The following is a 24981-nucleotide window of genomic DNA, read 5'->3' on the forward strand; positions in this document are numbered from 1 at the left end:
AATCATCATAAGTCTGCCTTAATATAGTGTTTACAATAAAAACTCAACGATCAGAACAAAAATATTTCGCCACTAATTTGCTAGTATTCAATTTTTTTAACTAAATTTGCACACCTAAAATTTAAAATTAAAATAAGGAAATGACAAAGGCAGAATTGGTAAACACCATCTCAAATAAGTTGGGAACAGAAAAGAATGAAACACAGAAAGTTGTAGAAGCTTTTATGCAGGAGATCAGAACTTCTATGTATAATGGGGATAACGTTTATCTAAGAGGTTTTGGATCTTTCATCATTAAAACAAGAGCTGCTAAAACAGGAAGAAATATTTCTAAAAACACTGCAATTGAGATTCCTGCTCATAACATTCCTGCTTTCAAACCATCAAAATCTTTTGTGGAGAAAGTAAAAACTAAAGTCGCAGTAAAATAAGAACATTAACTGAATATTAACTAGTTACTAAAAAATTAAAATTATGCCAAGCGGAAAGAAAAGAAAAAGACACAAGGTTGCAACACACAAGAGAAAGAAAAGAAGAAGAGCAAACAGACATAAGAAAAAATAATCTCTTCTTCTCGAGATTTACAATATAATAATATAGTTGGTGGTTTTAAGTTTTAAGGCCCACCGACTATATTTTTATTTACAACTATAAGATTCCGCGGAAGACAGCCGGTTTCAAATATTATTTTAATAAAAATATAATGGTTTTCATTCTAAATCCTTATATTTATATTTATGAATTAACAGAGACACCAGCCAATTTCCTATAATCTTAACAATTTTATCTTATAACAAAATGAAGAAAGAACTAATAGTTTCGCATGAAGATGATCTTACAAAGATTGCACTGCTGGAAGACGGAAGACTATGTGAACTTCATGAGCAAGAGGACAAAAGCGATTTTATAGTTGGAGATCTGTTTATAGGAAAAGTAAAAAAACTGGCACCTAACCTGAATGCAGCATTCGTTAATATTGGATATGATAAAGATGCTTTTCTGCATTATCAGGATCTGGGTCCACAATATCTTACATACAGAAAGTTTTTAAAAGATACTATTTCTAAAAAACAAAGCACTTCAAGCTTAAAAAATTTCGAGATACAACCCGAAATAGACAAGAACGGAACGGTAGACAAAGTAATTGCAAAGGATGATTTGGTTCTTCTGCAGATTACTAAAGAACCTATTTCCACAAAAGGCCCCAGGATTTCTACCCAGGTTTCTTTGACAGGAAGATTTTTGGTTCTGATTCCTTTCGATAATAAAGTTTCCATTTCCAAAAAAATAAGAAGTTTTGAGGAAAAAGAAAGACTCAGAACCCTTATTGACAGTATAAAACCTGAAGGATTTGGAGTTATTATCAGAACGGTAGCCGAAGGAAAAAAAGTAGCTGACCTGCATAACGATATGAATCAGCTGATTCAAAAATGGGAAAGCACTTTTAAGAACATCCAGAAAAATAAAGTTCCGTCTAAAGTTTTAAGCGAAGAAGATAAAGCTTCCGCTATTTTAAGAGACAATTTTAATCAGGATTTCGTCAGTATTATCTGTGATGACGAACAGATGGTACAAGAGATGACCAATTACGTTGAAGTAATTGCTCCTGAAAGAAAAAATATTGTCCAGTTTTATGACTCTCATATTCCACTTCTGGAATATTACAATGTTGAAAAACAGCTTAAACAAAGCTTCGGTAAACACGTCAACATTCCAAGCTCAAAAGGAGCATATCTTGTTATTGAACACACAGAAGCACTCCATGTTGTGGATGTCAATTCCGGAAATAATATTACTACCGGAGCTGCTGTCAATAAGGAGCACGCTCTAAAAGTGAACAAAATGGCAGCCACAGAGATTGCCAGACAGCTGCGTCTTCGAGATATGGGAGGTATTATTGTTATCGACTTCATCGATATGCCTAATGCCGACCACAGAAGAGATCTTTACGAGCATCTGAAAGAAGAGATGAAGCGTGACAAAGCACGCCACAAAATCTTACCTCCAAGTAAATTTGGACTGATCCAGATTACCAGACAAAGAAACCGTCCGGAAAAACAGATCGACACCAAAGAGGAAAACCCTAATAAAGATGGAGAAATTACCGCTCCTATTGTTATTGTGGAAAAAATGGGTGATACCATCAGAACCATTATGCAAAAAGAAAAAGGTAAACTTTACCTTCATGTACATCCATTTGTAGAAGCTTACCTTACTAAAGGCATCAAAAGCATTCAGATGAAATGGTTTATAAAGTACAAAAAATGGGTAACCATTATCCCAAGGGATTCTTTTAAGTATTTAGAATACCGGATTTACAATTCCAAAAAAGAAGAATTGATAGGACATTCTAATTAAATCAGAACAAAATTCAAACCTTCAGCAATGCTGAAGGTTTTTTTATTACATTTACGCCAAATTTATTTACACAATGAAAAAAAGTTTATTTCTTGTACTCATTCTGATTATTCAGAGTGTGTATTCCCAGATCGTTTCATATGACAACAGCTTTGCTGTAAACGGAAAATATGCTATTACAGCAGGCGCCAACACCAGTTATCCCACTAAAATACTTCAACATACTGACGAAAACATTTACTTCACCTATGCCAGAGACAATGCTGTTTTAAGCAGCCCGGAATGTGTAGTATCAAAACTTAGCCCTAATGGAACCCTTGATTCGGCTTTCGGAAATAATGGAGAAACCGTGATCAGTAATTATTTTGCAGGCATAGACAGCCAATTAGCTCAACAAGCAGATGGTAAACTGTTGATCTATGGTTTCAATACCGAGGGATCTGTTATCACAAGACTGCTATCCAACGGTCAGGTTGATGCTACTTTTGGAATAAATGGAGTTTCAAAAATAGCCAATGTTTTTACCGACTTCAACGGATATGGCTATGGGTTATATGTGCAAAATAACAACATCATTATTTATGGATTATCAACTGACGGACAATCCAATTTTTACAAAGCAATTTACAGGCTGAATAACAATGGAAGTATTGACCATACATTTGGCAATAACGGTTTGATTAAGACAGTGGGAAATTACATATTTCTAGACAGTCAGTCAAATATTGTAAGTCTGATTAGCGATCACAGTCACACCAATGCAGCTACTCTATATCCCAACGGAGGATTAGAAAAATACAGTCCGGATGGACAGCCTCTAACAAGTTTTGGAAGTAACGGAACTCTGGCTTTAACAATTATCCGGGAATGGTAGGAAATGCTCTCATAGACAGCAATAACAATATTATCTGCTATAATATGAATAACGAAATTTTCAGAATTAATGCCAACGGAATCTATGACAGCTCTTTTGCATTTGACAGTACTAATTCCTATCCTTTTGCAATCATTAGCTTATCTTCTGTAATTGAAAAAAACAACAGTTATTATATTGCGGGACAGACAGGAGCAATGGGAGAAGCTTTTTTCATTTCAAAACTGACTCCTTCAGGAACGGTAGATCCCGTTTTTAATTATTACTCCGAAACTACTCCCACTTCAGAAGGAATTGGTGACATGATTATCAATAACAATTCGATCATTGCAGAAAAAGGAACCAATATTTTAAAATTTTTATTAAGTAATTCAACATTAGGAACCGCTGCCAAAGTGCCGGAAGCCACTCTTCCTTTATTTTCATTTGAAAATCCTGTTAAGCAGAATCTGATTTACCATACAAAAGAAAGGTTGAAATCCATAGAAATATATAATTTAAACGGGAAGCGTATCAAAAATATAGAAAGCAACGGCACCAGTATTTCCGAGGTACCAAAAGGTGTTTATATGGTAAAAGTTGTCTTCGAGAATGGGAAGACGACCACAAAGAAGTTGATCAAGAATTAATACATACCTATTTTACAATATTTTCTAAAGTTTCTGCTTACTAACAACAGACACTTTTCATTTTTCAATTAAAAACTAAAAACTACAATGACAAAAAAATTATTTTTCGTACTGCTTCTTGCAGTACAGGCTGCTTTTGCACAAATTATCACTAAAGATCCAACATTTGCTTCAAATGGAGTCGCTGAAATCCCCAGCTATTCTATAAGTAACTCGTATCAAATGGTTCAAAATTCTAATGGAGAAATTTATTTCACTTATAATGTGGACGTTGCCACAGGAGTCACCCATGGATTTGTATCCAAGCTTACTCCTGATGGGGCCCTGGACCAATCTTTTGGAAATAATGGAACGGTTAAGCTAGCTTCCGAACCATTCATGAACCAAATAAAATTACAGACAGATGGGAAACTGTTAATTCTCGGTTTATGGGGCAATGCTCAAATACTAAGAATGCTCCCTAACGGTCAGCTGGATCCTTCTTTTGGAACAAATGGTATTTCTCCTGAAATATATGCGGACCATGATGATTTTTATAATTCTTATGAATTTATTCTACAGAATGAAAAAATAATTGTGCATGGTATCCGGAGAGGTCAGAATCCGCATCATGCCATCTACCGACTGAATACCAACGGAAGTATAGATCAAACTTTTGGTAGCAACGGATATGTAACCACACAGGGTAACATTACAGGCCGAACATTCGTATTCATTGATAATCAATCAAATATTATCAGTTTCAGTGATAACATCAGTATTGTTGAAAAATTTGACTCCAACGGACATACGATGACAAGTTTTGGAAATAATGGAGTGGCACAAATTAACATTAATGGCTCCCCTATAGGCAATGTTAGCACCGCAATGATAGACAGTGATAATAGAATTCTTTTCTCAACAAACGGGAATCATGGCATTTTCAGAATAAATCCGAGTGGAACCCTTGATACCACATTTAATTATGATTTATATACCAGTTTGGGCTTAAATTCAGGACCGGAGATTTTTAGTATACATGAAAAAAACGGATCTTATTATGTTGGAGGAAATGCTGGAAATACTTTATTTAATACTAATTATTTCATTTCAAAACTTAATCAAAATGGTTCTATGAATTCTACCTTCAACTATTATATAGAATCAAATTTCGCTGATCCTCCCTATCTTACTCCGCCTTTCTCAACAATAAGCGAAATGATTGTTAATAGCAATACTATTATCGTAAAAGGCAATAATTATATTGTAAAATACCTGCTTAATAATGCTACATTATCAGCAACAGATATTACAAAAACTGATTCTGATATTGCTTTTGAAAATCCAATTAAACAAAGCTTGGTTTACCATACAAAAGAAAAAGTACAATCCATAGAAATACATGATTTAAATGGGAAGCGTATCAAAAATATAGAACGTAACGGCACCAGCATTTCTGAGATACCAGAAGGTGTTTATATTGCAAAAGTTGTCTTCGAAAATGGGAAGACAGCCACAAAGAAGTTGATCAAAAACTAATATATATTTTCAACATTACCCTTAAAGTGTTTGATTACTATTAACAAGCACTTTTCATTTTCAATTAAAAACTAAAAATACAACAATGACAAAAAAATTATTTCTCGTACTGCTTCTTGCTGTACAAACTGCTTTTGCACAAATTATTTCCAAAGATCCAACATTTGCTTCAAACGGAATATACACTATGTCTGGTAATAATGCCTGGTCGAGAATGATTCAAAACCCGGACGGCAGCATTTATTTCACCTATAATACCCATAACAGCAACACAGGAATTGAAAAATCTTTTTTATCTAAGCTTAGCCCCGGCGGAATTATAGATACTTCTTTTGGAATCAACGGGGAACTTCAGCTACCTTATTCTGCTACAGACAGCCAGTTAAAAAAACAATCTGATGGAAAGCTTGTGGTATTTGGTTTTTCAGACACGGGAGCATCTATATCAAGAATACTTCCAAACGGACAATTAGATCCTACTTTTGGCTCCAATGGCATTGCTTTCATAGCAGCACTTGGTAATGATGGAAATACCCGTTCCTACGGTCTTATCCTGCAAAACGAAAAAATAATTGTTCACGGCATTGACTACTCAAACGGTCAGGTTTATCAACACAGAATTTACAGGCTTACTGCCGCAGGAGCTATTGATAACACTTTTGGAAATAACGGTTCTGTATTCACTGAAGGAAGCTGGTCAAACGGAACATTTGTTCTTACAGATAATCAATCCAATATAGTGGTCATTACAAATACTGGTATTCTGAAAAAACTTACTGCAGACGGCCAGCCATTAGTAAGTTTTGGGAATAATGGCACTCTACAAATGACATCCAGTTTAAATCATGCAGGCTGTGTATTGATGGATACTAACAATAAAATTATTTATTCGAACATAAATGATGAAATTTTCAGAATTAATGCAGACGGCACTCCCGATACTACATTCAACTATGATTTATATTCACATTCCGGCATCAATGGTGGTGCATGGATTACAAGCATTATTGAAAAGGATGGGTATTATTACATTGGAGGAAGTGGTGAAGGAGATTTTAGACCTACTCATTTTATTTCCAAACTCAATCAAAATGGTAGTATAAATTCCAATTTCAGCTATTACTCCGAGACCAATCCGGAACTAACATTTATTGGTGATATGATTGTGAATGACACTAATATTATAGCCTGCGGAAACGGCTATGTTACTAAATATTTGCTAAACAATACGACTTTATCAACAACTGATATTACAAAAACGAACAGCATATTTTCTTTCGAAAACCCTGTTAAGAAAGATTTGGTTTTCAACACAAAAGAAAAAGTAATCAAAATAGAAATTTATTCTATGGACGGCAAAACCATAAAAGTTTTAAAAGACAATAATACTGATGTTTCAGATTTGTTAAAGGGGAATTATATTGCAAAAGTAATATTTGAAAGTGGAAAAACATCTGTAAAAAAACTTATAAAGGATTAATTTCCTTTTTAAATTTTTTCAGTCTGATAAAAGTATTTACTTACAGTTTAAGTAAATACTTTTTTGTTTTTAAGCTTAAACAAAATAAATTTACAGAATGAGTAAAGAGCACCACTACAAAACCATTGTCCAATGGACCGGAAATAAAGGAACCGGAACCAGCGGCTACAGAGATTATGAAAGAAGTCACACGATTTCAGCAGAAAACAAACCCAATATTGAAGGTTCATCCGACCCTTCTTTCCGGGGAGACAAAATGAAATATAACCCGGAAGAAATATTTTTGTCATCACTTTCCTCATGTCATATGCTTTGGTATCTCCATTTTTGTTCTGAAGCAGGCATTATTGTTATAGACTATACAGACGAAGCTACGGGAATAATGGCCGAAACATCCAATGGTAGCGGGCATTTCACCGAAGTAACACTACACCCCACAGTTATTGTAGCTGAAAAATCTATGATTGAAACTGCAGAACAGCTCCATTATAAAGCCAATGAATATTGTTTTATTGCCAATTCCGTTAATTTCCCTGTAAAACACATCCCATTGGTTTCAGTTATTGGAAAATAAAGTATTGAGATCATGAATCTTCAATGGTCAATCCATTTCGCTTGTGAATTATGCACGTTCTATTGACTATTCATTTTGAGGAGCAAAAAATTCACTATTGACTTTGTGAAGCAAAAACTGACTCCTGCCAGTTCTATCACTCAAAAAACAACGTAGGTTAATTATTGTTAAGCCCTTTAATTCTTCAAGATATATTGTTAAATTTGAAGTATGGAAAATTTTGGAAAAGATTTATTGAGGAAAATAACTAATGTAGAGCTGCCTGGTGAGCACGCTCATGGGGTGTTCTCGCCCCCTTACCGTCCTGTTTTTACGTATGATGAAGTACTGGCAAAGAATCCCAAATTTGCAGCAGTTAATATTGTATTGTATTTAAAAGACAATGAATGGTATTTTCCTCTGATCCAAAGAACCATTAATGAGCATGACAGACATAGCGGCCAGATTTCACTTCCCGGCGGAAAACGGGAGGAAATGGATCAGGATTTTGCTGAAACAGCCATTAGGGAAACATCTGAAGAAATTGGAATCGATAAACATTATCTGAGGATTATCAGGGAAATGTCTCCTATCTATGTTCCACCGAGTAACTTTTATGTATATCCTTATATTTCGTATACTAAAAAGAACCCGCTTTTCGTTCTTCAGCAGAGCGAAGCCGTGGAAACCATTGAATTTCCTATCACCTCTTTTCTAAATCTGTCTGACATTCCGGAAATGATGGCTCTTCCCAGTGCAGGAGGCCATGAAGTTCCTGTGATTAATTTCAATGGATATATTATCTGGGGCGCTACAGCGATGATATTAAGTGAATTCAGCCAGTTGCTGAAAAATATGTAACTTTGCACAACCGTGTTTAATTGAGAGATGGCGAAGAAAAATATTTTCACCGATGCATTCGGAACACCTTATTTTTTAAAAAGGTTAGTTATTTTTATTTTAGGAATTGTATCCTATAGGCGATTCAATGGCTTTAATAAATTGAAGATAACCGGCACAGAGCACCTTGTGGATCTTCCGGACTCCAATGTACTTTTTGTGTGTAACCATCAAACCTATTTTGCGGATGTGGCAGCAATGTATCATGCATTCTGTGCCGTAAATAATGGCTATTTAAATACCATAAAAAACCCGATCTACCTGTTGAATCCAAAGATTGATTTTTACTATGTAGCAGCCGAAGAAACCATGAATAAAGGTATTCTTCCGAAAATTTTCAAAATTGCAGGAGCTGTAACCGTAAAAAGAACCTGGAGAGCAGAAGGTAAGAATGTTAACAGAATGGTAGATATGAGTGAAGTTGACAATATTATGAAGGCTTTGGACAATGGGTGGGTAGCCACTTTCCCACAGGGAACAACATCAGCTTTTGCCCAGGGAAGAAGAGGTACGGCTAAACTGGTGAAAAACCAGCGTCCTATTGTCATTCCCATTAAAATAAACGGGTTTAGAAGAGCTTTTGATAAAAAAGGCCTTCGTGTAAAAGTCACCGGAGTAAAGCCAACGATGGAATTCAAAGCCCCTCTGGATATCGACTATGATAATGAAAAAGCACCGGAAATTTTATTAAAAATTATGACTGCTATTGAGCAGACCGAGGATTTCAACCTCCTACACACTTATGATGAAGAACTTAAAGCTAAAAAATTAGAACAACAGGACCCTAATAATTAAAGTAAATTAAAAAATTATGAACAGAATAATAGGAATCTTATTCGCCATCATAGTATTAGTTTCGTGTAACAGCCAAAAAGTATATTCAGATTTTGATATAAGTTATTCCAAAAGTGGAGGATATGCACCGGTATATGAAAACCTGCTTATAAAAGGTAATAATGCACACTATTCTTTCGAAGGGCAGGGTAAAAAATACAAACAGGATTTTAAAATCTCAAACGAAGATTTAAAAAAACTGGATCAAACCCTTTCTCAGAACAATTTTAGAAGAATTCAGGAAAGCCGTAAAAAACTTTACGATAACATTACCACTTCTATCAACATCAAGAAAGGGCCCAATGAAGGCAGTAAAACAGATGCAAGCCTGATTGTTCCCAACTACCAAACCAATTGGGACAATATACTCCAGGCTTTCCAGGAGCTCATTAATAATAATGTTAAAAAACAGTAAATACAATTGAAAACCCACTTCATTGCCATTGGCGGAAGCGCTATGCATAATCTTGCTATTGCGCTAAAAGATAAAGGATATCAGGTTACAGGTTCAGATGATGCTATTTTTGAGCCTTCAAAATCCAGATTGGAAAAAAAAGGACTCCTGCCACAGGAAATGGGCTGGTTTCCGGAAAAAATAACCTCAGATATTGACGCTGTTATTCTGGGAATGCATGCTCACCAGGATAATCCTGAATTGGCAAAAGCAAAAGAATTGGGCTTAAAGATATATTCCTACCCGGAATTTTTATACGAACAGTCAAAAAATAAAACCAGAGTGGTAATTGCCGGTTCACATGGTAAGACAACCATCACTTCAATGATCCTTCATGTTCTGAACTTCCATCAGAAGGAAGTGGATTTCATGGTAGGAGCACAGTTGGAAGGTTTTGACTGTATGGTAAAACTTACTCAGGATAATGATTTTATGGTGCTGGAAGGTGATGAATACCTGTCCTCTCCTATTGACCTGCGTTCAAAGTTCTTATTATACCAACCGAATATCGCTTTAATGAGCGGTATTGCCTGGGACCACATCAATGTTTTCAAAACTTTTGATGATTATATTGAGCAGTTCAGAAAATTTGTGGCAAGTATTACTGCCGGCGGGGTTTTGGTTTACAACGAAGAAGACCCGGAAGTGGTAAAAGTAGTGGAAGATGCTGAAAATTATTTCAGAAAAATCCCTTACAAAACACCTGAATATGAAATCAATAATGGACAGGTATACTTACAAACTGAAATGGGAGATGTTCCTCTTTCCGTTTTTGGGGCACATAATCTATTAAATATGGAAGGGGCAAGACATATCTGCCGCCAGCTTGGGATTATGGACGAAGATTTCTATGAAGCAATTATGAGCTTCAAAGGGGCTTCCAAACGTCTTGAAAAAGTAGAAAGAGAAGATAAAGGAATCCTTTACAAAGATTTTGCCCATGCTCCAAGTAAAGTGAAGGCAGCAGTAAAAGCCTTCAAAGAACAATTTGAGAATAAAAAGAAATATGGGTTCCTGGAACTTCATACGTATTCCAGCTTAAATCCTGTCTTTTTAGAGCAATATGACCATGCAATGGATGGGTTGGAAGAAGCTATTGTATTTTATTCTGAAGACGCCCTAAAAATCAAAAGAATGGAACCTATCTCTCCCGAATTCATTAAAGAAAAATTCAAAAATGAAAATCTAAAGGTTTTCACCAATGCTGAAGATCTTCATGCCTACTGGAACACTTTAGATAAGACCAATGGTGTTTATTTGATGATGAGCTCCGGAAACTTTGGTGGCCTGGATCTTACGAAGTAATGCTAATCTGAAAATGAATTTCATTTCAGAATTCTGTATAAAACAAACCTCCTTCCAGCTGAAAGGAGGTTTTTCATTTAGTTAATTCGTTTAAAATACCTTTTAATAACAGCTTGGGTTAATCTGGAAAGATAATAGTACTATTTTTTAAAGTTTACCTACTTCGGTAATGAGATTCCTCAGGATGTCTTCAGTAGAAAGTTCACTGTAATGATGAATGGACTGCCCTACCCAAAGTCCCAGAAAATCTGAGTTCTGTAAATATTTTGCAGCTTTACGCAGCTGATTGGTCAGTTTATTCTGATACGGATAAGGTAAAATATATTCCGAATTTTCAAGGACTTCAATGTATTTATTTTTAACCCCTCTGGCATATCTTCCTGAAAAACTTTTCGTTAAAACAATCTCGTTCTCTTTCACTTTCTTTAGACGCTCTTTTTCAAAAGGTTGCAGAGCACTTTCTGTAGACGCTAGCAAAAGATTACCTACCTGGAAACCCTGTGCTCCCAAATCATTGATTGCCTGTACTGTTTTAGCATTATAAATTCCTCCTGCATAAATCAAAGGAACATTCACATGATCATAAACCTGTGACAATAGAGACAAGCCTCCAATCTGGGGAATATCATCCGCATCAAAACTTCCTCTATGCCCTCCCGCTTCTATTCCCTGAACGCAAATCATATCAATTCCTGATTTCTCCAGAACTAAAGCTTCTTCTACAGAAGTACAGGTTCCAATAAGGGTTAGCCCATTTTCTTTTAGCTTCTGAATACTTTTATCATCTAAATTTCCAAAAGTAAAGCTTAGAATACTGCACTTCTCAGCTATTACAGCATCTACCTGCTCATGATAGGTGCTTAATTGAATAGCTTCAAGATCCGGAAGTCTGACTTCAATAGTATGCTCTCTGGCCAGCTGTTCTATGAACTCTTTGGTTTTTACAAATTTCGTTTTTAGATCTGCTGTGACTTCTGGAATAGAATGTACAAAAATATTTGCTGCAAAAGGCCTATCAGTAAGTTTCCGGGTTTCTCTGATCAGCTCAATAGACTGATCGGCTGAAAGATCAGCCAGCGCCAAAGATCCCAGACAATTTGCTTTTGTTGCTGCTGCAACCATCTGTGGTGTACTTACTCCAAACATTGGAGCCTGAATTACAGGATATTTTACTCCTAATTTTTTACTGATTGTATCCGGCCAAAACATAAGGATTATTTTTATTAGAAGTTACGGATAAGCAGACAATGCTCATTATTAAAATAATATGACATTGCTCACAAAGATAATTTTAATAAGAATCCCACAGATCCCACCGGGCATAAAGACCTTTTGAATCTTAAAATTTGTGGAATCTGTGGGGAATTATTTCAACTTTTTAGTACTAAATATCTGCTACAGCATTCAGCATCTTCTGTTCCCATTCCGGATCTTTCGGATCAAAAAACAGTCTTTTTCCTGTATCTAAAGAACGGACAGCATTCATCTCATCTTCTGTCAGCTCAAAGTCGAATACATTAAAATTTTCTTCAATCCTTGATGGAGTTACTGATTTGGGGATGACCACGAAACCTTCCTGTAAATGCCATCTTAAAATAACCTGAGCTACAGTTTTACCATATCTTTCGGCAATAGCCTTTAATTCAATATTGTTCAAAAGATTAGCATTTCCGTTTCCAAGCGGGCTCCAGGGTTGTGTTACAATATTATTTTCTCTGTCGTAAACCTGTAATTCTTTCTGTTGGAAGACTGGGTGTAGCTCAATCTGATTGATCACCGGTACAACAGCTGAATGAGCTTTTAATTCTTCCAGTTTCTCAACCGTAAAATTACAAACTCCTATTGCTTTAATTTTTCCTTCCTGATACAATTCCTCCAGAGCTTTCCAGGTTCCTAAAAAGTCTCCATAAGGCCAATGGATTAGATACATATCAAGATAGTCCATTTGTAATCGGTTTAATGTTCTCTGAAATGCACTGTTTGTTTTTTCATATCCATGATCCTGAACCCAAACCTTTGAAGTGATAAACAGCTCATCTCTATTGATTCCACTATTTTTCACAGCAGCCCCCACCGCAGTTTCATTCTGATAAATAGCAGCCGTATCAATCATTCTGTATCCTGTCTGAATAGCTTTAATGACTGCACTTTCACATTCCTTCAGGTCTTCCATCTGCCATACTCCAAATCCTAAAGCAGGAATATCTATCCCATTATTTAAGGTTACCACAGGCTGCCCTGTGTAGGTTTTCTTTTGCATAAACTCTTAGTTTTAATTTTTAATATAAAGTGATTAAACAAATTTGCAATAAAAAATTGAAATTTTCACCTACCATTTTTACTGGTTGTGTCAAGAATTGGTATTTAATAAGCTCTTTGAAACGTTATTTTTTGAGATCATAAAGTGTTGGAAAAACGCAAGGGCGCAAAAGATTTTTATATACTTTACACGATAAGACGCAAGGATTTTATCTTCGATACAATTGAACGCTGCTCATCTAAAGCAGCAATATCATAAAACTTGCTGAATATCTTTGATTTTCTTGCGCCTTAAAAGCTGTTTATAATGAAATTTCTTTGCGCCTTCGCGTTTTTCCAACACTTTATAACATAAACCTCATTCAAATAATAGAATGTTGGAAACGCAAAGACGCAAAAGGTTTTACATACTTTATGCTATAAGACGCAAGGATTTTATCTATGATAAAATTGAGTGCTGCTCATCTAAAACCACAAATATTCATTTGATAAACCTTGCTGAAAATCCTTGATTTTCTTGCACCTTAAAACAACATATTATTTATTTTTTCTTTGCGTCTTTGCGTTTTTCCAACACATTATAACATAAACCTCATTCAGATAATAGAATGTTGGAAACGCAAAGGCGCAAAGGGTTTTTACATACTTTATGCTATAAGACGCAAGGATTTTATCTTCGATAAAATTGAGTGCTGCTCATCTAAAACCACAAATATTCATTTGATAAACCTTGCTGAAAATCCTTGATTTTCTTGCACCTTAAAAGCTGTTTATAATGAAACTTCTTTGCGCCCTTGCGTTTTTCCAACACATTATAACATAAACCTCATTCAAATAATAGAATGTTGGAAACGCAAAGACGCAAAAGGTTTTACATACTTTATGCTATAAGACGCAAGGATTTTATCTATAATAAAATTGAATGCTGCTCATCTAAAGCAGCAATATCATAAAACTTGCTGAAAATCTTTGATTTTCTTGCGCCTTAAAAGCTGTTTATAATGAAATTTCTTTGCGCCTTTGCGTTTTTCCAACACATTATAACATAAACCTCATTCAGATAATAGAATGTTGGAAACGCAAAGGCGCAAAGGGTTTTTACATACTTTATGCTATAAGACGCAAGGATTTTATCTTCGATAAAATTGAGTGCTGCTCATCTAAAACCACAAATATTCATTTGATAAACCTTGCTGAAAATCCTTGATTTTCTTGCACCTTAAAAGCTGTTTATAATGAAACTTCTTTGCGCCCTTGCGTTTTTCCAACACATTATAACATAAACCTCATTCAAATAATAGAATGTTGGAAACGCAAAGACGCAAAAGGTTTTACATACTTTATGCTATAAGACGCAAGGATTTTATCTATGATAAAATTGAATGCTGCTCATCTAAAGCAGCAATATCATAAAACTTGCTGAAAATCTTTGATTTTCTTGCGCCTTAAAAGCTGTTTATAATGAAATTTCTTTGCGCCTTCCCGTTTTTCCAACACTTTATAACATAAACCTCATTCAAATAATAGAATGTTGGAAACGCAAAGACGCAAAAGGTTTTACATACTTTATGCTATAAGACGCAAGGATTTTATCTTCGATACAATTGAGTGCTGCTCATCTAAAACCACAAATATTCATTTGATAAAACTTGCTGAAAATCTTTGATTTTCTTGCGCCTTAAAAGCTGTTTATAATGAAATTTCTTTGCGCCTTCGCGTTTTTCCAACACATTATAACATAAACCTCATTCAAATAATAGAATATTGGAAACGCAAAGACGCAAAGGGTTTTTACATACCTTATGCTATAAGACGCAAGGATTTTATCTTCGATACAATTGAACGCTGCTCATCTAAAGCAGCAATATCATAAAACTTGCTGAAAATCTTTGATTTTCTTGTACCTTAAAAGCTGTTTAAAATGAAACTTCTTTGCGTCCTTGCGTTTTTCCAACACTTTATAACATAAACCTCATTCAAATAATAGAATGTTGGAAACGCAAAGACGCAAAAGGTTTTACATACTTTATGCTATAAGACGCAAGGATTTTATCTATGATAAAATTGAGTGCTGCTCATCTAAAACCACAAATATTCATTTGATAAAACTTGCTGAAAATCCTTGATTCTCTTGCACCTTAAAAGCTATTTATAATGAAACTTCTTTGCGCCCTTGCGTTTTTCCAACACATTATAACATAAACCTCATTCAAATAATAGAATATTGGAAACGCAAAGACGCAAAGGGTTTTTACATACTTTATGCTATAAGACGCAAGGATTTTATCTTCGATACAATTGAACGCTGCTCATCTAAAGCAGCAATATCATAAAACTTGCTGAAAATCTTTGATTTTCTTGTACCTTAAAAGCTGTTTATAATGAAACTTCTTTGCATCCTTGCGTTTTTCCAACACATTATAAACTTCCTTTCCTAATTTCTAATTTTCTATTTTTGTCAAAATCTTAAATCATGTCACATCAAATAAGGCTTGCCACTACTGAAGATTATCCAAAAATCATGGAAATATGGGAATCTGCCGTAAAGGCTACCCACGATTTTCTTACTGAAGAAGATTTTAATTATTTCAAAGAAGCCATTCCAAGGGACTATCTACCCAACCTGGAAGTCTATGTAATTACTGAAAACAGCGAAAGTAAAGGCTTCTCATCCGTTGCTGAAGGCAATCTGGAAATGCTTTTCATCCATAATGACGTCCGTGGGAAAGGCTATGGAAAAGCTCTTTATCAATTCATGAAAGAGAAAACAGGCCTTACCAAAGTAGATGTTAACGAACAGAATCCACAGGCCATTGGATTCTATGAGAAGATGGGCTTCAAAACGATAGGAAGATCAGAAAAAGACAGTTCAGGAAAGGAGTATCCACTTATTCATATGAGCTTATAATGGAAAATTTCACTTTCATCAGTATTGAATCTGGTTCGGAAATTCCATACGGGCTGCTATTATTGGCAGATGAAACTGTAGAAGCTATTGACCGGTATATTTTCAAATCTGATATTTATCTTTTACAGAATGGTGTGGAGGATATTGCTGTTATGGCATTGTACAAGAACAGCAATACCGAATTGGAAATTAAAAACATTGCTGTTGTAGAAAGCTATAGAAGCAAGGGAATAGGAAGTATTCTGATGAATAAAGCAAAAGAAATTGCAAAAGAACATGACTATAAAACTCTGACAGTTGGAACCTCGGATACCGGCTTCCAACAGATCAGATTTTATGAGAAAAACGGTTTCATTAAAAAGGGAATTCTTAGGGATTTTTTTATTGAAAATTATCCGGATCCTATTTATGAAAACGGATTACAAATGCGGGACATGGTTCTACTTACCCATCACCTTACGGAATAGCCCCTTGATATGTTCTATTTCCGTTTGATAGTTGGTATTTTTCCGGCATCCGAAATACAGGGTATTTTCCAGCTTTTTTTTGCCTTCCCAGATCAGCTTTACATCTCCGCCGTCTATTTCGTTTTTGCATAAAAAATCAGGAACAACGGCTAGTCCTGCCCCTCCTTTTAAACAACGGATAATTGAGTTTAAATTGGGAACGATATAATTGGGTCTAAAATTCGGTTTGTGACCAAAGTTTAGGGTCCAAAATTGAAAAAGATGCTCCATGTCTCCTGTGGTTCCATACCATTTTTCTTTTTTCAGCCACTCTTCTATCTGTTCTGCATTTTTTGTTTTCAACACTTTTTTAAAATCATCCGTATCCACCTCTTTTCCTCCAACAAGGACAATCTGTTCAGAAGAAAATGCTTCATGCTCTATATTGGGAGAAGATCCTTTTTTAGGAGTGATGATAAGATCCAGAATTCCTTTATCCAGCTGATCAAGCATTTCCGGATATTCCCCAAAGCTGATGATCAGATTAAAGGGCAGGGAAGAAACATATTGCTCTAAAGTCGTCTGAAAAGTTTCAAAACACATTCCCACACTAATGGTCGGAGTATGTTTTTCCGTAGATTTCTGAAAATTTTTCTCTACATCTTCAAGTTTCGTGATAGGTTCGGCTACTGCATTAAACAATACTTTCCCCCGCTCCGTAGGAATCATCTTCCTGCCGGTTCTGTCGAACAGTTTATATCCTACATAAGCTTCCAATGAACTTAAATGTAAGCTCACTCCGGGCTGTGATATAAATAAAGCATCAGCAGCTCCTGTCAGAGTCCCGGTTTTATAGATCGCCTTAAAAGTACGGTACCATTCTAAATTGACCATGAATTAATTATTAATATTATAATACAAAGCTACAACATAATTATAATATTAATACATTTTGATTTCTTAAAAACGAGGCATAATAATCAGGAATCTCGCTTTCCAGTATCTTAAGAACGGTTTCATCAAGCGGATAGCTCAGTTGTATGATCTCCGGAATAATCTTTTCTTCATCTAAAGTAAGTATTACATATGAAGCTAATCTATTCTCTTCCTTAGAGCGGCCTACAGAGCCACAATTAACGGCCCAGCTATTATTATCAAACTGCTTTTTAAACGATAAATGAGTATGCCCCATCACAATAATATCAGATTTGGACTCTTCCAGCATTTTTATAAAAACCTCATCACTCTCAGATTTATACAGATAAGTATCATTACTCGATAGACTTGCGTGCATAAGCTGAATATTCCAGTGCTTCTTCCCTATTTTATAGTTTAATTTCAAATGAAAAGGAAGCTCAGAAAGAAACTTTTTATTTGATTCTGTAATGTGTTTTTTAGAATGATCAATAGCAACGAACCGGGCAAGAGTTTCTTCTTCGGTATGCTTAGATAATGGAACCACAGGAATATCGAAAGCAATCCTTTCGTCATGGTTTCCCATTAAACAGGGAATATTCAGCTCTTTAATTTTTTCAGTCACTTCATTTCCCCATGGAGCAAAATCTACAAGATCTCCCAGACAGAATTTTTGACGGATTCCCCTTTTCTCTATATCCTCCAACACCGAATTCAACGCAGGAAGATTTCCATGCACATCACTAAAAACTGCAATCTGTATCATATTCATTCTGTTTATCATAACAAATGTACAAGAGAGAAAGGAATTTTGACTCAGATCTGATATGACATTTCACCATACAACCTTGAATAGTCTGTTTTTACCGCATCAATATAATCGTAGATTTTGTACAACAGGCAAAGCACATTAATCTGAGACTACAAACTATCATTATTATAATAGTTCAGTATAATTTATACTATTTTTATTATACATAAATCCACCCTAACTTTGCATCATAAAATGTAAACAATCATAAAAATGAAAAAAGTATTAATCATCAACGGAGGGCAAAACTTTGGACATTCCGGAGGGAAATATAATGACACTATCGCAGAAAATACACTGGAGGTTCTAAAATCATTTGGCAATATAGAGGTAAAAGTAACCAACGTAAGTGAAGGATATGATAAACATGAGGAAGTGAAGAAATTTGTTTGGGCAGATTATATCATTTACCATACTCCGATCTGGTGGTTTCAGCTTCCTAATGGCCTGAAAAAATATATTGATGAAGTTTTCACAGCAGGTCATGCAAAAGGAATTTATATGAGTGACGGCAGAAATGCAGAAAATCCGGAGATCAATTACGGTACCGGAGGAATGCTTGGCGGTAGAAAATATATGCTGACTACAAGCTGGAATGCTCCTGCAACGGCCTTTACACTTCCCGGAGAGTTTTTCAGCGAAAGAAATGTAGATGACGGACCGCTATTTGGTTTTCATAGAATGAATGCTTTTGTTTCTCTAAAAAAAATGGAAAGCTTCCACTTTCATGATGTGGAAAAGAATGCCAATATAGAGCGCGATATGAAGCTGTACAGAGCGCATGTTAAAAATGTATTTGAACAGGAACTAAAACCACAATTAGCCTAATGAAAAAAATACTCATAACAGGCATCACCGGTTATATTGGTGGTACTGTTGCAAAGAAACTGGTTGAAAAAAACTACAGTGTAACAGGGCTTGTCCGTAATGCAGCTGCTGCAGAAAAGCTACAGCAGCTAGGAATTGAATATATAATAGGTGATATACATGATGAAGCTGTTCTGAATGCTGCAGTTTCTAAAGTAGATGCCGTTATCCACACTGCTGATTCTGCTGATGACGCCTATGCAGCAGACAGTTTTATAAATGCTTTGGAAGGTAGTGGTAAAACTTTTATTTTCACCTCAGGCTCAGCCATCTTTGGAGGAAAAGAAAATGGAGAAAAAAATGACTTCATTTTCACAGAAGATTTCCCCCTGAATCCAAGACTGGAAATGGCTTCAAGGGTATTAATCAATAATTATGTTCTTCAATCTGCTAAAAAAAGGATAAGAAGCATAGTCATTGTACCTACTATGGTTTACGGAGAGGGGCTGGGTCTGAAAAAAGACAGTATTCAGCTTCCGGCTTTAATCAATCTATCCAAAGAAAAAGGATTTGGGGTTTATTTTGGAAAAGGTGAAAACATATGGTCGAACCTTCATGTTGAGGATTTAGCAGATATGTATGTGCTTGCTTTGGAAAAAGCAAAAGCCGGTTCAATGTACTATGCAGAAAACGGTTCTTCAACAATCAAAAATCTGGCTGAAAACATAAGTCTGCATTATCATTTACAACCTGCACAATCTGTCAGTATACAAGAAGCTGTACATACATTTGGTCCCGCAGGCGGATATTTCGGATTTGCTTCAAACAGCTTATGCAATTCCGACAAAGCAAGAACAGAATTGGGATGGAGCCCTCAATATAAATCAATCGAAAATTTTATTTAATATGAAAATTCACCTTACAGCCATAATAAAATCCAAAGAAGAACATCAGGCAGAAGTATTGGAAGTTCTTCAGAATATGGTAAAAGAAACAAGAAAAGAAGAGGCTTGCGAGCTGTATACCCTGCATCAGGGAATTGAAGATAAAAACCAGTTTGTTTTCTATGAAATCTGGAAAAGTGAAGAAGGGCTGGCACAGCATAATCAGCAGCTTTATATTCAGGCTTTCGGAGCTTTGGCAGATGAAAAGCTTCAGGAGAAACCTCAGATTTATATCACAAATATTATATAAGTATGAAAAAACTGGCACTTTTATGTCTTAGCCTGTTCACCATAGGATTTATTCAGGCACAACACCAAAAAACAAAACATATGAAAAAGAAAATTTTATTTGTCGTAACCAGCCATGATAAGAAAGGCAATACTGGTGAAGACACAGGATACTATTTGGGAGAAGTTTCTCATCCATGGGAAGTTCTTCACCAGGCGGGCTATGAGATCGACTTTGTAAGCCCTAAAGGCGGAACGCCTCCGGTAGATGGATTCGATCTAAAAGATCCTGTAAACAAAGAGTTTTGGGAAAATAAAGAATACAAAAATAAGATTGATCATTCTCTGACTCCATCCCAGGTTAATCCTAAAGATTATTCAACCATATTTTATGCAGGAGGGCATGGAGCAATGTGGGATTTTGCAGATAATACTGAATTAGCAAGTATCGCCTCAGCAATTTATGAAAATGGTGGTATTGTAGCAGGCGTATGCCATGGCCCTGCAGGTTTGGTTAATATCAAACTTAACAATGGGAAATACCTCGTTGACGGAAAGAGAATCAATGCTTTTACCAACGAAGAAGAATCGGAAGTAAAATTAACAGATGTTGTTCCCTTCTTATTGGAAAATAAACTGAAAGAAAGAGGAGCAAAATTTGAAAAATCAGGTCTTTGGCAGAATCATGTAGTAACGGACCAAAGAATGATCACAGGACAGAATCCACAATCTGCAAAAAGCGTCGGAGAAGCAATTTTAAAAGAATTAAATAAATAACAATTCATTTTTAATCCCAAAACCCAACACTCAAGAAGTAAAAGTTAAGATGTTTGTGAAAAAGAATACTTATGTTCTCGATAACGCTCACAAATTTTACAATTAATACAGGACAGAGCTACTCCGTCTCATTGTTTTATACAAAAAGAGCTTTTCAGTTTTGAAAAGCTCTTTTTATAAAGTAAATGGTAACCAATGATTTCATCCTCATGAATTTCTTTGCTTTCCCGCTTCCTTACTTTATTTCTATTTTGCAACCGGAAGATGGGTACTTATTGCAATTCTGTTCCATGCATTGATGGTTACAATAGCCATGATGATCTGTGCGATCTGATTTTCATCAAAAATTGACTTAGCTTTTTGGAAAGTCTCTTCCGTCAATCCTGCATGACTGATTAAAGTGATCTCTTCTGTCATTTCCAACAGTACCTGTTCCTCTTCTGTAAATAATTCTTTGGCTTCTCTCCATCCGTCAAGGATAAAAATTCTCTGAGTAGTTTCACCATATTTAATGGCATCTTTAGTGTGCATATCAAGGCAAAAAGCACATTTATTAATCTGTGAAGCCCTGATTTTAATTAATTCCTTCTGGATATGGTTTAAAGAAATAGTCTGTAGGTATCCTTCCAGTCCCATCATCGCTTTATACGCTGCTGAATCTACTGTTGCAATATTTAATCTTGCGCTCATTATGATATTATTTTTTGGTTAATTGATCTATACTAAAAGAATATTGTTGCTGAGAAGCCAATAAAAATGCCCCTGCACATCCTACCCAAACAGAATAATCAAGAGGGGCTTTAGCTCCCAATGCAATAGTCATTGACACCGCAAAAATCAGCAGGAGAAGGCCGCTTCCATAGGCTGCAATTTTTGTTTTAAATCCTAAAATCAGCATCAGCGGAAGAAGGGTTTCCAAAAGTGTTGCTGCATATGCGGAAACCGTACTTAAAGCTTCAGGAAGAAAAAAAGTAAGTTTTCTTGTGTATACCTCAAAATTGGCCATATTCCCCCATGCAGCGTTGGCACCCCAAAAACCAAATCTGTCTGCTACTGCAGAGAGCATAGTCACTGAAAGTGCTAATCTTAAAAATAACTGCGGAAATTGATTCTGTTGATTCATCATTGTATTGGCTTTTAATAACATGACAAATTTCCAAATTATAAATGATAAAAATCTTAAACTGGTTTAAGATCGTAATTTTGCTCTGATTTCGCTGAGATATTCCGGAGTAAGATTTAAAAAAGAAGCAATCAGATATTGTGGAATCCTTTGAATAAACCAAGGATATAATGTACTGAAATGAACATATAATTCTTCCCGCGACATTTCATACAAATACCGTATTCTTCTCTCTGATGCGGCATATGCCCTTTGATAGATCATTCGGAAATAGCGTTCCATCATAGGATGCTTCTGCAGTAACAACTCCTGATTTTCCAGGTCAATGACCAAAATGGAAGAGTGTTCCACTGCCTGAATAGAAAAATCAGACTGTATTTGTCTTTCATAAGCAAATGTATCCGTGATCCACCAGTTTTCTATCGCAAATTCAGTAGTTTGCTCTACTCCTTTTTCATTGATAAAGAATTTTCTCAGACAGCCTTTATTAACAAAATACATATGTTTACAAATTTCTCCATCAAGCATTAAATTTTGTTTTTTCCTGACTTCCAGCACCTTAAAAAAAGAAAGAATAGAAATATATTCCTCTTCGGTTACACTGATAAATTTGTCTAAATGTATCTTAAAACTATCCATCTTTAGATTTAAATACTCAAACTTAACTTTATTTTTTTAGTTTTACAATGACAAAATAGTAAATCATGGAACTCATTGCTAAAATTCTGATAGCAGTTGTTGCGTTAGAACATATTTATATTCTCTGGATGGAAATGTTTGCCTGGGAAACAAAAGGAAAAGAAGTTTTTAAGGCGGCGTTACCTGCAGAAATGTTTAAGCCTACTAAAGGGCTTGCAGCCAATCAGGGCCTGTATAATGGTTTCCTGGCTGCCGGGCTGCTATGGTCGTTTCTCATCAAAGATCCTCAATGGCAGGATAATATCGCCCTTTTCTTTTTAGGATGTGTTGCGGTAGCAGGAATCTACGGAGCCATTTCTGCCACTAAGAAAATATTTTTTGTACAAGCTCTGCCTGCAATTCTGGCTATTATTGCTGTTTTATTGAAATAATTTTATAGGTCGTATTTTAAAAATCTTCTTAAAAATACGGACATTGTAAATACTCTTTTCTCCTGAATGATAAGAGTAAAATCTCTATGAATATCTCAGTTCATAACCAGACTTAAAACCAGCTTTTTAAGGTTCAAAAAATCCATTTAATATAAAATTCGTAAATTTGCACCGTCATAAGAAATTGATATACAGATTTTTTATGCTGATCTGCATTTTGATGGAATGTAGAAATTCAAGTTGTTCAGTACACATATCTTTATTACTTCATCAGTAATTTAATTGTAGAATCTATGTAAAAGATTAATTTCTTTTTACGTGATACACTCTTTTTCTAGAGTATAATCTATTGACATATTTAAAATAAACATAAGGCCTGAGGTCTTTATGGTCTATTTTTTTGTGAAAAGCTTTTATTACCAGAAGCTTATATAGATTATTTTTTACTATTGCCATCAGCAGAACAACTGAGATAAAGCATAACAATGGATTGGTTTACAATCTCTTATACTATTTATTAATTGAAAAACCCTGAATATGGAAAAAAATGAAGACAGTAGAAAAGTAAAACTTAAAGTTGAAGATCTGACTATTATTTTTGGTAAAAACAAAGAAAAAGCACAGGAACTTTTAGACAAAGGTTTTTCCAAAAAGGAAATTCTTGAAAAAACCGGCTGTACGGTAGGAATCAACAAAGCCAGTTTTGAAATTTATGAAGGTGAATTCTTTGTGATTATGGGGTTATCGGGAAGTGGAAAATCTACTTTACTGCGCTGCCTCAACAGACTGAATGAGCCCACCTCCGGAAAAGTATTTATCAATGATGATGATATTACCGGTAAAAATAATAAAGAGCTTCTGGAAGTAAGAAGAACGGAAATGAGTATGGTATTTCAAAAATTTGGATTACTACCCCATCATACTATTTTAGACAATGCAGGTTTCGGACTTGAAATCAGAGGAGAAAGCAAAGCTTCCCGTGATGAAAAAGCCCAGAAAGCCCTGGATATTGTAGGATTAAATGGTTTTGAAAATCAGTTTCCTTCCCAACTTTCAGGAGGAATGCAGCAGAGAGTGGGATTAGCAAGAGCTTTGGCCAACGATCCTGAGGTATTGCTTATGGATGAGGCTTTCTCCGCACTGGATCCTCTGATAAAATCTGAAATGCAGGATCAAATGCTTGAATTGCAAAATACATTACAGAAAACCATTGTTTTCATCACCCATGATTTGGATGAGGCTATTAAAATTGGAGACCGTATCGTCATTATGAAAGATGGTGTGATAGAACAAATAGGAACAGCCGAAGATATTTTAACCAATCCTGCCAGTGACTATGTAAAAGCTTTTGTAGAGAAAGTAGATCGTAAAACAATCATTACTGCTAAATCTTTGATGTTCGACAAAGCTACAGTGGTGCGTTTCAAAAAAGACGGACCTGAAGGAGCTTTAAGAAAAATGAGAACAACAGGATTAGAAAACTTACCTGTCGTAGATTTTCAAAATAAATTTCTGGGCTTTGTAACGCTTAATGATATCGTCCGGATTGCAAAGAAAAAAGAACCCACAGTAGAATCGGTGATCAACAGCAACGTTCCTTCCGTCTATCCGGAAGTTACTGTAGAAGAAATGTTACCGTTAATTTCCGGAAACAAATCAGCCATTGCCGTGGTAGATGAAAACAATAAATTCTTAGGTCTTATCACCCAACTATCTCTCATCATAGAAGCTACAAAGTTTAACGAAGAAGAGATCATTGAATTAAAAGAAATCGCAAACAATCAATAA

At 35.3% G+C, this 24981-nt stretch carries 26 protein-coding genes; 19 read left to right on the forward strand and 7 right to left on the reverse strand.

Annotation, left to right across the window (positions count from 1 at the left end; genetic code table 11):
• Window positions 1–140 precede the first annotated feature (140 nt).
• From LQV47_RS20245 to LQV47_RS20295, 11 genes are all read left to right on the forward strand, one after another.
• A complete protein-coding gene (locus tag LQV47_RS20245) occupies window positions 141–431 on the forward strand; it encodes an HU family DNA-binding protein (protein ID WP_002984212.1) in 291 nt (96 codons plus the stop codon).
• A 367-nt stretch (window positions 432–798) separates the two neighbouring features.
• Window positions 799–2358, forward strand: coding sequence for a ribonuclease E/G (locus tag LQV47_RS20250; RefSeq protein ID WP_230040907.1), 1560 nt, complete (start codon window positions 799–801; stop codon window positions 2356–2358).
• Between the two features lie 73 nt (window positions 2359–2431).
• A complete protein-coding gene (locus LQV47_RS20255) occupies window positions 2432–3232 on the forward strand; it encodes a hypothetical protein (RefSeq protein ID WP_230040909.1) in 801 nt (266 codons plus the stop codon).
• Complete coding sequence (locus LQV47_RS20260) at window positions 3226–3861, forward strand: T9SS type A sorting domain-containing protein (RefSeq protein ID WP_230040911.1); 636 nt, start codon at window positions 3226–3228, stop codon at window positions 3859–3861. The genes LQV47_RS20255 and LQV47_RS20260 overlap by 7 nt, the downstream gene beginning before the upstream one ends.
• Window positions 3862–3948: 87 nt before the next feature.
• Window positions 3949–5379, forward strand: coding sequence for a T9SS type A sorting domain-containing protein (locus LQV47_RS20265; RefSeq protein ID WP_230040917.1), 1431 nt, complete (start codon window positions 3949–3951; stop codon window positions 5377–5379).
• Window positions 5380–5464: 85 nt separating this feature from the next.
• On the forward strand, window positions 5465–6859 hold the full coding sequence (locus LQV47_RS20270) for a T9SS type A sorting domain-containing protein (protein WP_230040926.1): 1395 nt from the start codon (window positions 5465–5467) through the stop codon (window positions 6857–6859).
• A gap of 97 nt (window positions 6860–6956) precedes the next feature.
• Window positions 6957–7433, forward strand: coding sequence for an OsmC family protein (locus LQV47_RS20275; RefSeq protein WP_230040928.1), 477 nt, complete (start codon window positions 6957–6959; stop codon window positions 7431–7433).
• Window positions 7434–7643: 210 nt separating this feature from the next.
• The gene (locus LQV47_RS20280) at window positions 7644–8273 is read left to right on the forward strand and encodes a CoA pyrophosphatase (protein WP_230040930.1); all 630 of its coding nucleotides are present in this window, start codon (window positions 7644–7646) and stop codon (window positions 8271–8273) included.
• A 27-nt stretch (window positions 8274–8300) separates the two neighbouring features.
• Window positions 8301–9107, forward strand: a complete 807-nt coding sequence (locus LQV47_RS20285; RefSeq protein ID WP_047494666.1) for a lysophospholipid acyltransferase family protein — start codon at window positions 8301–8303, stop codon at window positions 9105–9107.
• A 16-nt stretch (window positions 9108–9123) separates the two neighbouring features.
• Entirely contained in the window at window positions 9124–9561 is a 438-nt protein-coding gene (locus LQV47_RS20290) for a hypothetical protein (protein ID WP_230040932.1), read from the forward strand.
• A 6-nt stretch (window positions 9562–9567) separates the two neighbouring features.
• Complete coding sequence (locus LQV47_RS20295; RefSeq protein WP_230040935.1) at window positions 9568–10905, forward strand: Mur ligase family protein; 1338 nt, start codon at window positions 9568–9570, stop codon at window positions 10903–10905.
• Window positions 10906–11052: 147 nt separating this feature from the next.
• Here the strand turns inward: LQV47_RS20295 and LQV47_RS20300 are convergent, their stop codons facing one another.
• Entirely contained in the window at window positions 11053–12114 is a 1062-nt protein-coding gene (locus LQV47_RS20300) for a nitronate monooxygenase (RefSeq protein ID WP_230040937.1), read from the reverse strand.
• Window positions 12115–12289: 175 nt separating this feature from the next.
• Entirely contained in the window at window positions 12290–13165 is an 876-nt protein-coding gene (locus tag LQV47_RS20305) for an aldo/keto reductase (protein WP_230040939.1), read from the reverse strand.
• Window positions 13166–15637: 2472 nt separating this feature from the next.
• On the opposite strand from LQV47_RS20305, the gene LQV47_RS20310 reads away from it, so the two are divergent.
• Entirely contained in the window at window positions 15638–16072 is a 435-nt protein-coding gene (locus LQV47_RS20310; protein WP_230040941.1) for a GNAT family N-acetyltransferase, read from the forward strand.
• Window positions 16072–16539: a GNAT family N-acetyltransferase gene (locus tag LQV47_RS20315; protein ID WP_230040943.1), complete on the forward strand. Its 468-nt coding sequence runs from the start codon at window positions 16072–16074 to the stop codon at window positions 16537–16539. The genes LQV47_RS20310 and LQV47_RS20315 overlap by 1 nt, the downstream gene beginning before the upstream one ends.
• Here LQV47_RS20315 and LQV47_RS20320 read toward each other — a convergent pair.
• Together LQV47_RS20320 and LQV47_RS20325 are read right to left on the reverse strand one after the other, a co-directional pair.
• Window positions 16513–17412 carry a LysR family transcriptional regulator gene (locus tag LQV47_RS20320; protein WP_230040945.1) on the reverse strand — a complete coding sequence of 300 codons (900 nt, stop codon included), beginning with the start codon at window positions 17410–17412 and terminating at the stop codon, window positions 16513–16515. The two genes, LQV47_RS20315 and LQV47_RS20320, sit on opposite strands and share 27 nt — an antisense overlap.
• A gap of 40 nt (window positions 17413–17452) precedes the next feature.
• Window positions 17453–18199, reverse strand: coding sequence for a metallophosphoesterase (locus tag LQV47_RS20325; protein WP_230040947.1), 747 nt, complete (start codon window positions 18197–18199; stop codon window positions 17453–17455).
• A 258-nt stretch (window positions 18200–18457) separates the two neighbouring features.
• Between LQV47_RS20325 and LQV47_RS20330 the strand changes: the two genes are divergently transcribed.
• From LQV47_RS20330 to LQV47_RS20345, 4 genes are all read left to right on the forward strand, one after another.
• The gene (locus LQV47_RS20330; RefSeq protein WP_230040949.1) at window positions 18458–19072 is read left to right on the forward strand and encodes an NAD(P)H-dependent oxidoreductase; all 615 of its coding nucleotides are present in this window, start codon (window positions 18458–18460) and stop codon (window positions 19070–19072) included.
• A complete protein-coding gene (locus LQV47_RS20335; protein ID WP_230040950.1) occupies window positions 19072–19956 on the forward strand; it encodes an NAD-dependent epimerase/dehydratase family protein in 885 nt (294 codons plus the stop codon). Before LQV47_RS20330 ends, LQV47_RS20335 begins: the two co-directional genes overlap by 1 nt.
• Window position 19957: 1 nt before the next feature.
• Complete coding sequence (locus tag LQV47_RS20340) at window positions 19958–20245, forward strand: putative quinol monooxygenase (RefSeq protein ID WP_230040952.1); 288 nt, start codon at window positions 19958–19960, stop codon at window positions 20243–20245.
• Window positions 20246–20325: 80 nt separating this feature from the next.
• Window positions 20326–21000, forward strand: a complete 675-nt coding sequence (locus LQV47_RS20345; protein WP_230040954.1) for a type 1 glutamine amidotransferase domain-containing protein — start codon at window positions 20326–20328, stop codon at window positions 20998–21000.
• Window positions 21001–21246: 246 nt separating this feature from the next.
• Here the strand turns inward: LQV47_RS20345 and LQV47_RS20350 are convergent, their stop codons facing one another.
• The 3 genes from LQV47_RS20350 to LQV47_RS20360 form a co-directional block, all read right to left on the reverse strand.
• Entirely contained in the window at window positions 21247–21690 is a 444-nt protein-coding gene (locus LQV47_RS20350) for a carboxymuconolactone decarboxylase family protein (RefSeq protein ID WP_230040956.1), read from the reverse strand.
• Between the two features lie 7 nt (window positions 21691–21697).
• Window positions 21698–22126 carry a DoxX family membrane protein gene (locus LQV47_RS20355; protein WP_230040958.1) on the reverse strand — a complete coding sequence of 143 codons (429 nt, stop codon included), beginning with the start codon at window positions 22124–22126 and terminating at the stop codon, window positions 21698–21700.
• A 63-nt stretch (window positions 22127–22189) separates the two neighbouring features.
• On the reverse strand, window positions 22190–22762 hold the full coding sequence (locus LQV47_RS20360; protein ID WP_230040960.1) for a Crp/Fnr family transcriptional regulator: 573 nt from the start codon (window positions 22760–22762) through the stop codon (window positions 22190–22192).
• 65 nt (window positions 22763–22827) lie between these two features.
• Between LQV47_RS20360 and LQV47_RS20365 the strand changes: the two genes are divergently transcribed.
• Together LQV47_RS20365 and LQV47_RS20370 are read left to right on the forward strand one after the other, a co-directional pair.
• Window positions 22828–23193: a DUF1304 domain-containing protein gene (locus LQV47_RS20365; RefSeq protein WP_230040962.1), complete on the forward strand. Its 366-nt coding sequence runs from the start codon at window positions 22828–22830 to the stop codon at window positions 23191–23193.
• Between the two features lie 537 nt (window positions 23194–23730).
• Window positions 23731–24981 (forward strand): glycine betaine/L-proline ABC transporter ATP-binding protein, encoded by a 1251-nt coding sequence (locus LQV47_RS20370; RefSeq protein WP_230040964.1) that lies wholly within the window; start codon window positions 23731–23733, stop codon window positions 24979–24981.

This window comes from Chryseobacterium sp. Bi04 (assembly GCF_918698085.1).
Classification (GTDB): Bacteria; Bacteroidota; Bacteroidia; order Flavobacteriales; family Weeksellaceae; genus Chryseobacterium.